A 14206-nucleotide genomic window follows, 5' to 3' on the forward strand; every position below is an offset into this window, starting at 1 on the left:
GATAGTAAGAGACCTCCGATGAGAGGTCTCTTTGTATTCTGCAGATATTCAAAGCAGTGCTTTACTCAGCCACGCCACCTTGAGTCAATTTGGCTGGATTAAGTAGCCTTTCAAGCGTTTCGCGGTCTAAATCCGTTTCCTCTTCGGCCACATCAATGATGGCTCGTCCTTGTTTGTAGGCTTTTTTCGCGACTTCTGCCGCTTTCAAATACCCGATCACCGGGTTTAGTGCGGTGACTAAAATCGGATTCTTGGCCAAAGCAATATCGAGGTTATCTTGTCGAACGTCAAAGGTCGCAATCGCCTTATCGGCAAGGGCGGTCGCACTGTTCGCAACGAGCTCAATGCTCTCCAAAATATTATGTGCAATCACGGGTAGCATAACATTCAACTGGAAGTTGCCAGACTGACCCGCGATGGTGATGGTTGCGTCGTTGCCAATCACTTGCGCTGACGCCATGGCTGCGGCTTCAGGAATAACCGGGTTTACTTTGCCCGGCATGATTGATGAACCCGGCTGTAAGCCTTGCAGTTCGATTTCACCCAAGCCTGCCAATGGGCCAGAGTTCATCCAACGAAGATCGTTTGCGATCTTCATGATCGCAATTGCTGCTGTTTTGAGCTGCCCGGACAGTGCGACGATCGCATCCTGGCTGCTGAGGTTGAAGAAGAAATTGTCGCTTGAAGTAAAGGTGACTCGAGTGGACTGAGTGAGGTTGTCTGCAAACAGAGAGGCAAAACGCGGATCGGCGTTGATCCCTGTGCCAACGGCAGTGCCGCCTTGAGCAAGGGCTTTCACCATCGGCAGTGTTTGTTCAATGGCTTGTTTAGCGTGTTCAATCTGGAATTGCCAGCCGCCCAGCTCTTGCGCGAAAGTGATTGGCATGGCGTCCATCAAATGGGTTCGGCCTGTTTTTACCACGCCTTGCAAAGCTTGCTTCTTGGTTTCTAGGCTTTGGCTAAGATGAGCCAGTGCAGGCAACAACTTGTGTTCAATAGCAAGTGCTGAGCTGACTTGAATCGCCGTCGGCACCACATCGTTACTGCTTTGCCCCATGTTAACGTGGTCATTCGGGTTGACGTTGCCGCCAAGCAATTCAGACGCGAGCGTGGCAATCACTTCATTGGCGTTCATGTTGGAGCTTGTCCCAGAACCGGTTTGGAACAGGTCGATAGGGAACTGATCGAGATGTTGGCCGTCAATAATGGCTTGCGCGGCGTCTGCAATCGCATTAGCGATATCACCTTCCAGTAACCCTAGTTGTGCGTTGGTCAGCGCTGCCGTCTGCTTGATGTAGGCCAAAGCTTGGATGAAACCGCTTGGCATGGTGTGCTGGCTGAATGCGAAGTTATCGATAGCGCGCTGAGTTTGTGCTTGATACAAGGCATTCGCCGGGACTTTTACTTCGCCCATGCTGTCGGTTTCAATACGAAATTCGGTGGTCATAGTAGGGTTCCTTTCGTTTAATCAAGAGAAGTCTGAATGAGGCGTAATTGTTGTTGTAATTGGAGAAACTTTACGTCGCCATGTTCAAACTGATAGTAGTAACGTTTGAGGCAGAATAAGGGTGTGTGAACCGAATCAAGGCAGACTCGGCGAAATGTACGAGTGCGAGTTGGGTCTTGAATCGCTTCGAGAAGGTGGAAATACACTTGGCGCAAAAACAGTTCGCACAAGAGTAAGTTTTCGTCTTCTGCTTCATGCTCATAGCTGGATGACAACACCATACCCCAATGAATATAGTCATGAATGACGTCGGGCTCAAAGCCACTTGGCGCGGCAAGTTGGAAGCGATCTTGCGCTTTGAAGAAGGCGTTGAATATGTCCTTTCTGCGTTTCATATCTGCCTCAATTAATTGGATAATGATAATTATTATCAATTAAGAATAAATTAGCAACCCTCTATTTTCAGCAAGGCTAGATATAAAAAAGCCGACGCAGTCGCATCGGCAGAAATGGTTGGGTTTTCATCCCGCAGCAAAGTTTATCCGTTGTTTAGAAGGATTCGCAGCGTAATGTTACTCAGTAAACAAGGTTTCGTATTTCACAAATGCTGTTTGTGTTTCGCCGTAGTAAAGCGTGCCTTCGGCTTGGATAACGACTCGTAACCAGCTCTCTGCGGAGGTTGGCTTTGGCAGAGTGATGTACCAGTTTTGGCCAGCTTGATCGGCGCGTGTCATATCAATCGGCTGAGCGTTCTGTTGTTGGTCATCGACTACGGACAGCTTGACGCCTTCCAGCGGATAGGCAGCGTTGAGAGACAGTTCTAGGCTATCTTTTGTCAGTTTTTCAGAACGGAACTTAACTTTAAAATCGCCATTTTCCATGTCACATAGGCCACTGGTGTAACGGCAGTTGGACTTACTCGCGAGCTTGTAAGTTTCCCCTTCTTTAGCGGCATGAGGCTTTTCGCTCAGTGCCATATCGGTACCAAAGTAGGCAATGATAGAAAGGATGGGCGCGATTAACAGGGCGAGAATAAAGTGCTTGTTTTTGAACATCTTGGCTTCCTTGCAACGACATACTGCGAATATGGTAACTGAAAAGTGAGAATAAAAAAGCCCCGGACGGCAGGTTCCAAACGGGGCTTTTGTGGTTTTGGTTATATTTTAGTGATCCACTGCGTTACCAGCACCTACCGGTACGCGAACGTGTTCGACTAGGTCTTTCACTTCTTGTGGTGTTTCTGCTGTTACTTTCGATACAGCGAACGCGACGATGAAGTTGAATAAGGCACCAATCGCACCAAATGCGTTTGGCTCAATGCCTAGGAACCAGTTGCTGCCCCAGCTTTCTAGGTAAGTCCAATCTGCGATGAATAGGATACCTTTGTGTTGGAACACGTAGAACAAAGTGATACTGATACCGGCAATCATACCCGCGATAGCACCTTCTTTGTTGATGTTCTTACTGAAGATACCCATCATCAGAGCCGGGAAGATGGAGGACGCCGCCAGACCGAAGGCCAGTGCTACCGTACCTGCCGCGAAGCCCGGTGGATGCAGACCCAAGTAACCTGCGACTGCAATGGCCACCGCCATCGAGATTCGACTCGCGAGCAGCTCTTTCTTCTCTGAGATATTCGGGTTAATTACCCCTTTGATTAAGTCGTGGGAAATCGCGGACGAAATCGCCAGCAATAGACCCGCAGCGGTTGATAGTGCCGCCGCTAGACCACCCGCTGCGACCAGTGCGATAACCCAGTTAGGTAGTTTCGCGATCTCAGGGTTAGCCAGTACCATGATGTCGTTATCAACTTTCAGTTCGTTAGTTGCAGCATCTGATGTGTAGTTGATGTTGCCATCACCGTTCTTATCATCAAAGCCAAGCAGACCCGTTTTCTCCCAGTTTTTGAACCAAGTAGGACGTTCGTCATAAGCCAAGTGTTGGCCCGGCGCTGGGTTAACGGTATCCATTAGGTTTAGACGTGCCATTGCTGATACTGCTGGAGCAGTTGTGTATAGGATAGCGATGAACACAAGTGCCCAACCTGCAGAGGTACGTGCATCACGCACCTTCGGTACAGTGAAGAAACGGATGATTACGTGTGGCAGACCTGCAGTACCGATCATCAGTGACATGGTGTAAACGAACATGTTTAGCGTGTCACCGCGGACTTGAGTGGTGTATTCACTAAAGCCGAGCTCCGTCACCACTTGGTCTAGCCGATCCAACAGATAGACATCGGTGCCGGCCATGGTACTGCCGAGCCCTATTTGTGGAATTGGATTGCCGGTAAGCTGCAGAGAGATAAAGATTGCAGGAATAGTGTAAGCCAAAATGAGTACGCAATACTGAGCAATCTGCGTGTAAGTGATGCCTTTCATGCCACCAAGAACGGCGTACATGAATACGATACACATACCAATCAGTAGACCGGTTGAGTAATCCACCTCAAGGAAGCGACCAAACGCAACGCCAACGCCTTTCATCTGACCGATAACATAAGTGACCGACGCGATAATCAGACACACTACGGCTACGATACGCGCTGTCTTGGAGTAGAAACGCTCGCCGACAAACTCAGGCACGGTAAATTTACCGAACTTACGTAGGTAAGGGGCAAGCAACAGTGCAAGCAGCACGTAACCACCAGTCCAGCCCATTAGGAATACGCTGCCGCCGTAACCCATAAAGGCAATCAGACCCGCCATCGAGATAAACGATGCCGCAGACATCCAGTCTGCTGCGGTTGCCATGCCGTTAGCGATAGGGTTTACACCACCGCCCGCGACGTAGAACTCTTTGGTTGATCCAGCGCGTGCCCAAATCGCAATACCGATGTAGAGGACAAACGTCGCACCAACAACCAGATAAGTGATAGTTTTCAAATCCATCTGAGTGACTCCTTACTCATCCACGCCGAATTCACGGTCGATTTGGCGCATTCTCCACGCGTAGTAGAAAATAATACCTAGGAAGGCATAGATGGAGCCCTGCTGAGCAAACCAGAAACCAAGTTTGTATCCACCTAATTGAAATTGATTAAGTACGTCGACAAATAAAATGCCGCAGCCGAAAGACACGACGAACCAGATGACCATTAGACCGATCATGAGCTTCACGTTTTTGTCCCAATAGGCTTTGGCTCTTTCTTCGCTTTCAAATGCCATTGCCGTCTCCTTACGATTGGTATTGTTGTTAAAAAAATGTTTCACAATGTACATTAGCAAGGTGTTGGCAATAACTCTTTTCAACTTTAGTCGGGGCGTAAAAAAGGAAAAACGACCGAATAATGGGCGTTTACGGCGAAATCGATAAGATTTGATGATGTTAAAAAGGTGTTAAATTAGCCTAAGGTCTAATGATTTGATGCATAAAGTTTTCAATATGTTGCATTGGTTAATCTTTTCTTCATTGATTTCACCGAATCTATACCTAGATTCAACCTTCTCAAGTGATTTGTTTACATAAAGTTTTCGTACCGGAGCACGGTTTTGAGGCACAATAAAGCCTGTGCTTAACTCATCACGCTTACATCTTAAAGTTGAGGTGATTTAGGAACTTATATGCTTACTCGTTGAGATTGTTTGTAGCTTTTCATTTAGGGAGGGTGAGAATGGACGCAGACACCATTAACAGCTTTTTTCTGATTGGTGCATTACTGATTGCACTGAGCGTTCTTTTAAGCCCCGTGTCCTCAAAATTGGGGATTCCAATCCTTCTCGTATTTCTTGCGGTAGGTATGTTGGCTGGGGAAGATGGCCTTGGCGGAATCTTATTTGATAATTATTCCATCGCTTATTTAGTCAGTAACTTAGCGCTCGCCATCATTCTTTTGGATGGCGGGATGCGAACGCGAGTCGCCAGTTTTCGGGTCGCCTTGTGGCCTTCGGTGTCGTTGGCAACCATAGGCGTAGCCATCACGACATTGTTAACTGGCTTGATGGCGACCTGGCTGTTCGATTTGGATTTATTGCAAGGTATCTTGGTCGGCGCGATTGTCGGTTCAACGGATGCGGCCGCGGTCTTCTCTTTATTGAAAGGCCGCAGTCTGAACGAACGTGTTGGCTCGACGTTAGAAATTGAATCGGGCACCAACGACCCAATGGCGGTGTTCTTGACCGTCACGTTAATTGCGATTCTTTCTAGTACGGGAACGGAGTTAAGCGCCGGCTTTTTAGCGCTCAGTTTTGTTAAGCAGTTTGGTATCGGTGCGCTTCTTGGTTTTGCTGGTGGCTGGGTCTTGTGGAAAGTCATCAATCGCAATCAACTGCCGGATGGCTTGTACTCGATTTTGACCGTCAGCGGCGGCTTGATCATTTTCGCGTTGTCGAACTCGTTAGGCGGCAGCGGTATTTTGTCGATTTACCTCGTGGGTTTATTGCTGGGTAACCGTCCAACGCGCAGCCGTCATTCGATTCTGCATGTATTAGATGGTATGACGTGGCTAGCGCAAATTGGCATGTTCCTCGTGCTTGGTTTGTTGGTTACGCCGTCGAACTTGCTGAGTATTGCGGTGCCTGGCTTGGCGCTTGCGTTTGGTATGATTTTGTTTGCCCGTCCTATTTCCGTGTGGATTGGACTGCTGCCATTTAAGAGTTTCACGCCACGTGAAAAGTGGTTTGTCTCTTGGGTTGGTTTGCGTGGCGCGGTGCCAATCATTCTTGCGGTATTCCCTATGATGGCTGGTTTACCAGACGCGCAGCTGTACTTCAACTTGGCCTTCTTCGTGGTTATGGTATCGCTGATCGTTCAGGGCGGTACGCTGACCAAAGCGATGTCGCTTGCCAAGGTTGAGTTGCCACCAAAGCCCGAGCCAATCTCTCGCACTGGTGTGGAGATTTACCCAACCAGTGAGTGGGAACTGTTTATCTACCGATTGAAAGCGGATAAATGGTGCATTGGCGAACCGCTGCGCAGTTTGTCGATGCCTGAAGGCACGCGCATTGCGGCTGTTTTCCGTAATCAAGAACTGCTTCACCCATCGGGCAGTACCAGGTTGGAAGAAGACGATACCCTATGTGTATTGGCTCAAGAGAAAGACTTAGCTGCACTGAGCTTGTTGTTCAGTGAAGCGCCGGAGAAAGCCTCTCTGACTCGTTTCTTTGGTGATTTCTTCTTAGATATCGAAGTGAAACTGGCCGACGTGGCGATGATGTACGGTTTGAATTTGGGCGATGAACTGCAAGATAAAACCTTGAGCAATATTGTTGAAGAACAGCTGGGTAGCACGCCTGTTTTGGGCGACCAGTTTGAATGGCAAGGATTGCAATGGGTAATCGCGGACGTGGTGGATCACCAAGTAACTAAGGTTGGCTTACGTTTACCCAATGAAGAAGAGGAAGGGGAAGAGGAGGACTAAGTCCTAATCGTTCATTTCCGTTAACATGATGACGGCTTGCGTGCGGTTCTTCACGCCGAGCTTGCGGAAAATCGCCGTCATGTGTGCTTTGATGGTGGCTTCTGATACATTCAACTCGTAAGCGATTTGTTTGTTCAGCAAGCCATCAGACAACATCCCCAACACTTTGTATTGCTGTGGCGTTAGCGCGGCAATCTTCTCTGCTAAATCATTACACGCTGCGTTATTGGTGATCAGCCCTTCAGGGAAGTATGGGTCGCCATTGAGCACTTGGTTGAGTGCATTGACCAGCTCACGCATATCACTCGATTTCGGAATAAAGCCAAACGCACCATGGCTTTTCACTTGACTCACTACCGTTGGCTCTTCGCTGGCGGATACCACGACGATAGGCAAATCTGGGTATTCCGCTCTTAAGTGGATAAGCCCCGACATTCCATTAGCCCCAGGCATTTTGAGATCCAACAGCACCAAATCCGGCTCTTCCTCTTTGGCGAGTAATGCAAGCAGGGCATCAAGAGAGTCTGCTTCAAGCAGATTGGCACCACTGACAGCCATGTGTACCGATTGGAACAATGCATTACGGAAGAGAGGGTGATCATCGGCGATGATGATGGTGTAGGTCGAATCCATGACGTTAAACACTTTTGACTATTTCGTTAAATGAATTATTGTCCAGCTTTGAGAAGGTGGACAATATTTATTCGCTAAAAGTCTGAACCAAATCGACTTTTATTAGGAAAATTGCATATAGCCGCATTTTTCTCATTCAAATCTGTGCAACAAAAAAACGCCCGCGAAAATCGCTGGCGTTTGAATGATGTGATATTAGAATCGATTGATGTGCTCTAAGAAAGGCTCGGCTTGCATAAAGCCAGTTAAACGAGCGTTTGAAACGTGTTCGCCTTTCGCATTCCAGAACTCGATGGTCGGCAAACCCAGCACGTTCATGTGTTTGAGTAGCTCAATATCTTGCACTTGGTTTTTGGTGACATCCGCTTGCAGCAACACGAAGTCTTGCAGCTTGGCTTCGACTTTTGGATCGTGGAAGGTGTACTTCTCAAACTCTTTACACGCTACACACCAGTCGGCGTAGAAGTCGAGCATGACTGGTTTACCTGCTGCTTTCGCCAGCGCCAGTTGATCTTCAAGCTCGGCCACATTAGCAATGCGAGTAAAGCTAACCGTTGTTTGCTGTGCTTGGGTTTCGTGATTGCCAAACCAATAATTCAGTGCTGGTTGCGCGGAGGCGAACAAACCGAGGACGGCAATAATGCCAATTGCGCTTTGCTTCCAGCCACCAAACTCCAAGCTGCTTTTGATGTGATACAACCAACCAAATGCCGCGATACCGAGCGCAGACCACAACGCCGTCGACCACATTTCTGGCAAGATACGCTCAAGCAAGAAGATTGGTGCTGCCAGCAGAATGAAACCAAATAGTGTCTTCACGCGGTCCATCCAACCGCCGGCTTTTGGCAGCAGTTTGTTGCCAAATACCGCCACGAGAATCAGCGGAATACCCATACCCATCGCCAGTGCGTAAAGCGCAATACCACCAGTCAGCAAGTCACCACTTTGTGCAACGTAGAGTAGTGCGCCCGACAGAGGTGCTGTGGTACACGGTGAGCACACCAGACCTGAGATCGCACCCATCGCGAATACGCCTGCGCTGCTGCCGCCTTGTTGTTTGTTGCTTAGGTTGTTTAGCCACGTTTGTACACTGCTTGGCAATTGCAGGGTGTACACACCAAACATGGAGAGTGCCAACGTGACGAATAAGATACTCAAACCAATCAACACATATGGGTGTTGCATCGCCGCTTGGAACTGCATGCCTGCTGATGCCACCACTAAGCCGAGAAGAGTGTAAGTTAGCGCCATGCCTTGCACGTAAACCAGGGATAAACCCAGAGCACGGCGTTGGCTTAGCTTCCCACTACCAAGTACGATGCTGGTCAAAATTGGGTACATTGGCAGAACGCATGGCGTAAACGCTAAGCCTACACCAAGAGCTAAAAACAGCAGCGGAGTCCACCAATTGTCAGCAAGGTTCGCCGCGAGGCTGTCTTGCTCAGTGACTGGTGCGGGAGCGTTGTTTGATGACTCTGACGTGCTCGCCGTTGGTGATGTCGTGCTTGTTTGGTTATTGTTCGCTGTTGATTGCGTTGGCTTTTTCGCTATTGCGGAATCAGCAATGGAGGCCGTAAAAGCGTCAATTGGAATGATGCGAGTTTCTGGCGGATAGCAGAATCCAGCCTTCGCACAGCCTTGATATTGCACGATCACGCGTGCGCCTTCTTGCCACTCATCAAGCGGTACATTCACAAATAAAGGCGTGGTGTAGATATGCACATCACCGAAAAATTCATCTTTATGTGGCGTGCCGTTTTCCATTTGCAGTTCGCCAAGAGAGATGTTTTCACCAGACACAGACAAGCGCTCTTGATACAGGTAGTAGCCGTCTCGTACCTGCCAATCGAGCATCAATTTGTCGTCTTGTTGGTAGAAGTTAAACGGGAACGCTTGGTCGACCGGAACAAAGCTGTCGTTGCTGCTACCAAAGCTGTTGTTCTGGCTATTGTTAAACTGGTCTTTGCCAAATAAAGCCAAAGACGGAGTGGAAAAGGTAATGAGCCCTAAGAGTAAAACGGAAAGTAATGCGCGCATAAAAGGTTCAATTCATCTTAGATAATTGCCGTTAGTGTAACTCAATCAGACCCGCAGGCGAGTTAATAAGTTTCATCCAAGTGAAGATTTGTTAAGCAATACTCAAGGCGCAGAAAAGAAAAAAGGGAGCCGAAGCTCCCCGAGTAAGACTCTGTTTCTACTAGATCAGTAGACCACCGAATGCGAAGCCAAGTGCTACCGCTGATGCGATGGTGACCACGCCTGGAACGAAGAACGGGTGGTTAAATACGTACTTACCGATACGAGTTGAACCCGTGTCATCCATCTCAACCGCAGCTAGTAGCGTTGGGTAAGTTGGTAGTACGAATAGCGCACTTACTGCTGCGAAAGACGCAACCGCTGTTAGTGGCGCTACACCGATTGCAAGTGCTGCAGGCATAAGCGCAACGGTAGTTGCACCTTGAGAGTAAAGCAGCATAGACGCGAAGAATAGAACAAGTGCTAGCATCCATGGGTAGTCAGCTAGTAGTGCACCAGCCACTTCTTTGATGCCATCAACGTGCGCGTTAACGAACGTAGAACCTAGCCATGCCACACCAAGAACACACACACACGCGGTCATACCAGAACGGAATGTCGCTGCTGCTGGGATTTTGCCAGCATCAATTTTACAGCTCATTACGATCGCCGCGGCGGCTGCCAGCATTACCGTCATGATTGCTTCGTTACGACCCAGTGCTGGGTTCTCGATTAGACCCACTGAACCAGAGATAGCCGCTGCGTAGCACACGACGAAAGCGATAGCGCCAAGGAAGATGAACGTCGCTTTTTTTGCAGTTGGTAGGATTTCGCGTTTTGCTTCTGTGTTTAGCTTGATTAGGCCTTTCTCTAGACGCTCTTGGTATTCAGGATCGTCTTTTAGCTCACAGCCCATGAAGTTCGCAACGAATGCACCGATCATACAAGCGATGAACGTGGTTGGAATACAGATCGCAAGTAGCGTTAGGTAATCCACACCAAACGGATGCAACATAGCTGCAAACGCCACAACTGCCGCTGAAATTGGAGAAGCTGTGATAGCGATTTGCGATGCCACAACCGCGATAGACAGTGGACGAGAAGGACGAACGCCTTGGCCTTTCGCCACTTCTGCAATAACCGGTAGAGTAGAGAATGCTGTGTGACCTGTACCCGCCATTAGTGTCATTAGGAATGTCACGATTGGCGCGTAAAAGGTGATGCGCTCAGGGTGTTTACGCAAAAAGTCTTCCGCAACTTGTACCATCCAATCCAAACCACCAGCCACTTGCATTGCTGCGATAGCCGTGATTACAGACATGATGATCAAAATTACGTCAACAGGAATGTACGCTTGGCTTGTCGGGACACCCAAGATCAAAGACAACGCAATGACCCCAGCACCACCGGCAAAACCAATGCCGATACCGCCGATTCTTGCCCCCAAATAGATGAAGAGCAGAACCACGAAGAGTTCGACCATGACCATATTGATACCTCTTTAGTTTTTTATTTGATTCTGATTTTTTGAACACTCAGGAACAGGAGTAAATGTTCAGAGAATCAGAACCCAGCGGCCTACGGCAATAAAAGCTTATTAAAAATGTGGTTACCGTGAAAAAGCCTAAAAAAGGGGCCTGGATGGCCCCCCTTAGCTTCAATGCTTACTCGTAGCGTTTTGCTTTGTAAGTAGGATGCATGAAGTTTTCAACTGTTAAGATTTCATCAAGTTCTTCTGCAGTTAGCAGACCGCGCTCAAGCACGACTTCACGAACACTCTTACCAGTTTCTGCGCAAATCTTACCGACAATGTCACCTTCGTGGTGGCCAATGTATGGGTTTAGGTAAGTTACGATACCGATTGAGTTGTAAACGTAGTTCTCACAGATTTCTTTGTTTACAGTGATGCCGTCGATACATTTATCACGTAGGTTCACACACGCATTGTGTAGTAGAGAGATAGACTCAAACATGCTTTGTGCGATAACTGGTTCCATTACGTTTAGCTGTAGCTGACCGCCTTCTGCTGCGAAAGAAACCGTGTTGTCGTTACCTAGAACTTTGAAGCAAACTTGGTTTACTACTTCTGGGATAACTGGGTTTACTTTCGCTGGCATGATTGAAGAACCTGCTTGCATTTCAGGTAGGTTCAACTCGTTTAGACCCGCGCGAGGACCAGAAGAAAGTAGGCGAAGGTCGTTACAGATCTTCGATAGTTTCACTGCTAGACGTTTTAGCGCGCCGTGAGTCATTACGTATGCACCACAGTCAGAAGTCGCTTCGATTAGGTCTTCTGCAGGTACAACGTCAAGGCCAGTTACTTCCGCTAGGTGTTTCACTGCTAGAGCTTGGTAACCAGTTGGTGTGTTAAGACCAGTACCGATTGCGGTTGCACCTAGGTTGATTTCTAGTAGGAGTTTAGATGTGTAATCTAGAGCACGAATCTCTTCGTTTAGCGTTACAGCCCAAGCGTGGAACTCTTGACCAACAGTCATTGGTACCGCGTCTTGAAGCTGAGTACGACCCATCTTCAATACGTCTTTGAATTCAGTTGCTTTAAGATCGAATGCGCCTTTTAGGTATTCAATCGCTTCCATTAGTTTGTGTACGCTGTTGTAAACCGCGATACGGAAACCAGTTGGGTATGCACAGTTAGTAGATTGGCTCTTGTTAACGTGGTCGTTCGGGTTGATGAACTCGTATTGGCCTTTTTCTTTGCCCATCAGTTCAAGTGCAACGTTCGCGATAACTTCGTTAGTATTCATGTTAACGGAAGTACCCGCGCCACCTTGGAATACGTCTGAAGGGAACTGATCCATACACTTGCCTGTTTCTAGGATCAAATCACACGCTTCTAGGATGTAGTTAGCAACTTCTTTAGGAATGGCGCCAAGTTCTTTGTTCGCCAACGCCGCTGCTTTCTTCGTCATCACCATGCCGCGTACGAACTCAGGTACGTCAGAAATAGTTACGTTAGAGATGTTGAAGTTTTCGATCGCACGTAGGGTATGAATGCCGTAGTACGCATCAGCAGGGACATGACGTTGACCTAATAGATCTTCTTCAATACGAGTGGCTTGGTTTGCTGTTTTTGGAGCATCAGATAGGGTAGCCATAGCAGGATCCTTAGATGATAATTCTGATAATAAAGTTATTTATTAGCCATTTCTGCAATCTAGAATCCATTCATCAGAATTTTTGGCTGGAAAATCCGTCCTGACTTATGTGGCACATCATACTGCACCTAGCGCATAAAAATAGTAACTAGATCACCTTTTTCGCTTTTCATGAGTCAATAATTTGCAAAGTATGAACGGGTTATTAATAACCCTTTGTGGGTATTCAATTTTCCTCGACAAACATGGTTTTTTAGAGTTCGAAATTGGCACTTTTCAAGCACGAAAAAATCGGTATGCGCACAAATGCAACGCATAAATGTATAGCGTGTTTTCGCAAAGTTTGCCTGTGTGTTCGCCTGAATAAAAAAGCCATGAGTATGAACACGCTTTTTTACAACGATTCGTTTGAGGTTACTTGGCTTTTACCATTACACTGAATTAAACAAAGGAGGGCGTGTGTTTCCTATCTTATTATTGGCGTTTATTTTCGTCCCAATCATTGAAATTGGCTTATTTATTCAGGTGGGGGGCTTTTTAGGTCTCTGGCCAACCATCGCATTAGTGCTGATCACGGCATTTGTCGGCGCGTCATTAGTGCGCAGCCAAGGTATTCAAACCTTGATGTCTGTTCAGGGCCGTCTTGAACAAGGCGAAATTCCAGCACAGCAAATTTTTGAAGGTGTGATGCTAGCGGTTGCCGGTGTACTATTGCTGACTCCCGGCTTTATGACTGACGCGTTGGGTATGGTGGTATTGCTGCCTGCGCCGCGTGCCGCGATTGCGAAATACTTGATGAGCAAGATGGTCGTCAAAACCATGCATGGTGGTGGCTTCCAAGGTGGTTTCTCAAACCAAGGGCCATTTGAGCAAGATCCGTTTCATCGTGACCCGTTTGATTCTCGCTCGGACAACGGCAACACCTTCGAAGGTGAATTCGAGCGTAAAGATGACGATGATCGTAATAAGCTCAACTGATTGAATCAGTGAATCAAGAAAACAAAAGGGCGCATTCCGCGCCCTTTTTTGTGTCTGGAATTCGTTGAGCTTACAACGCCCCTTCAAAGCCCATTTGACGCCAGGCTTCAAAAGCAATGATCGCAACGGCATTCGAAAGGTTTAGGCTGCGCGCGTCTGGCATCATTGGGATGCGAATACGCTGTTCCATTGGCAAGCCTTCAATGATCTCTGCGGGTAGGCCGCGAGTTTCAGGGCCAAACATCAACACATCACCTGCTTGGTATTGCGCATCAACGTGGTGACCTGTGGTTTTTGTGGTGCAAGCAAACAGACGGTAATTGCCTTGCTTTTCTTTATCGAGATATTCCAAGAATGCTTGATAGTTCTTATGACGCGTTACGCGAGCCAAATCGTGATAATCCAATCCTGCGCGGCGGACTTTTTTCTCTTCCAGATCGAAACCCAGCGGTTCAATCAAATGCAGGTTTGCACCGCAGTTGGCACAAAGTCGAATGATGTTGCCGGTATTCGGCGCGATTTCTGGTTCGTATAAAGCGATATCAAACATGGTATTGAAATAGAGTTGGTCAAAGAGAGGGGCAGTATATACCCAAGTGCAGCGACTTGGGTACAAAAGAGGACTTGGCGCTTATCAACCTTCCCCCTTTATCGTTA

At 47.7% G+C, this 14206-nt stretch carries 12 protein-coding genes; 2 read left to right on the forward strand and 10 right to left on the reverse strand.

Going from position 1 to position 14206, the window contains the following annotated elements; all coding sequences use genetic code 11:
- Positions 1–61 precede the first annotated feature (61 nt).
- The 5 genes from ACF8OV_RS10905 to ACF8OV_RS10925 form a co-directional block, all read right to left on the reverse strand.
- On the reverse strand, positions 62–1447 hold the full coding sequence (locus tag ACF8OV_RS10905) for a lyase family protein (protein WP_140352177.1): 1386 nt from the start codon (positions 1445–1447) through the stop codon (positions 62–64).
- Between the two features lie 17 nt (positions 1448–1464).
- Entirely contained in the window at positions 1465–1842 is a 378-nt protein-coding gene (locus tag ACF8OV_RS10910; protein ID WP_005458016.1) for a hypothetical protein, read from the reverse strand.
- A gap of 177 nt (positions 1843–2019) precedes the next feature.
- Entirely contained in the window at positions 2020–2502 is a 483-nt protein-coding gene (locus ACF8OV_RS10915) for a hypothetical protein (RefSeq protein WP_005458018.1), read from the reverse strand.
- A gap of 108 nt (positions 2503–2610) precedes the next feature.
- Positions 2611–4338, reverse strand: coding sequence for a sodium:solute symporter family protein (locus ACF8OV_RS10920; protein ID WP_029830536.1), 1728 nt, complete (start codon positions 4336–4338; stop codon positions 2611–2613).
- A gap of 12 nt (positions 4339–4350) precedes the next feature.
- Positions 4351–4614, reverse strand: a complete 264-nt coding sequence (locus ACF8OV_RS10925; RefSeq protein WP_005458022.1) for a DUF4212 domain-containing protein — start codon at positions 4612–4614, stop codon at positions 4351–4353.
- Positions 4615–5060: 446 nt separating this feature from the next.
- Here ACF8OV_RS10925 and ACF8OV_RS10930 point away from each other — a divergent pair, with 446 nt between their 5' ends.
- Positions 5061–6806: a potassium/proton antiporter gene (locus ACF8OV_RS10930; RefSeq protein ID WP_015297432.1), complete on the forward strand. Its 1746-nt coding sequence runs from the start codon at positions 5061–5063 to the stop codon at positions 6804–6806.
- Positions 6807–6809: 3 nt separating this feature from the next.
- Here the strand turns inward: ACF8OV_RS10930 and ACF8OV_RS10935 are convergent, their stop codons facing one another.
- From ACF8OV_RS10935 to aspA, 4 genes are all read right to left on the reverse strand, one after another.
- Entirely contained in the window at positions 6810–7439 is a 630-nt protein-coding gene (locus ACF8OV_RS10935) for a response regulator transcription factor (RefSeq protein ID WP_005465748.1), read from the reverse strand.
- Positions 7440–7634: 195 nt separating this feature from the next.
- Positions 7635–9476, reverse strand: a complete 1842-nt coding sequence (locus tag ACF8OV_RS10940; RefSeq protein WP_317676111.1) for a protein-disulfide reductase DsbD — start codon at positions 9474–9476, stop codon at positions 7635–7637.
- A 160-nt stretch (positions 9477–9636) separates the two neighbouring features.
- Entirely contained in the window at positions 9637–10944 is a 1308-nt protein-coding gene (locus tag ACF8OV_RS10945; RefSeq protein ID WP_005457503.1) for an anaerobic C4-dicarboxylate transporter, read from the reverse strand.
- 175 nt (positions 10945–11119) lie between these two features.
- Positions 11120–12571: an aspartate ammonia-lyase gene (gene aspA, locus ACF8OV_RS10950; RefSeq protein WP_005460458.1), complete on the reverse strand. Its 1452-nt coding sequence runs from the start codon at positions 12569–12571 to the stop codon at positions 11120–11122.
- Positions 12572–13030: 459 nt separating this feature from the next.
- Here aspA and ACF8OV_RS10955 point away from each other — a divergent pair, with 459 nt between their 5' ends.
- Positions 13031–13549, forward strand: coding sequence for an FxsA family protein (locus ACF8OV_RS10955; protein ID WP_025501248.1), 519 nt, complete (start codon positions 13031–13033; stop codon positions 13547–13549).
- Between the two features lie 70 nt (positions 13550–13619).
- On the opposite strand, the gene trmL is transcribed toward ACF8OV_RS10955, so the two are convergent.
- Positions 13620–14099, reverse strand: a complete 480-nt coding sequence (gene trmL / locus ACF8OV_RS10960; RefSeq protein ID WP_005460447.1) for a tRNA (uridine(34)/cytosine(34)/5-carboxymethylaminomethyluridine(34)-2'-O)-methyltransferase TrmL — start codon at positions 14097–14099, stop codon at positions 13620–13622.
- Positions 14100–14206: the final 107 nt, after the last annotated feature.

The sequence above is a fragment of the Vibrio sp. GLN_1 genome (genome assembly GCF_043106015.1).
Lineage (GTDB): Bacteria > Pseudomonadota > Gammaproteobacteria > Enterobacterales > Vibrionaceae > Vibrio > Vibrio parahaemolyticus.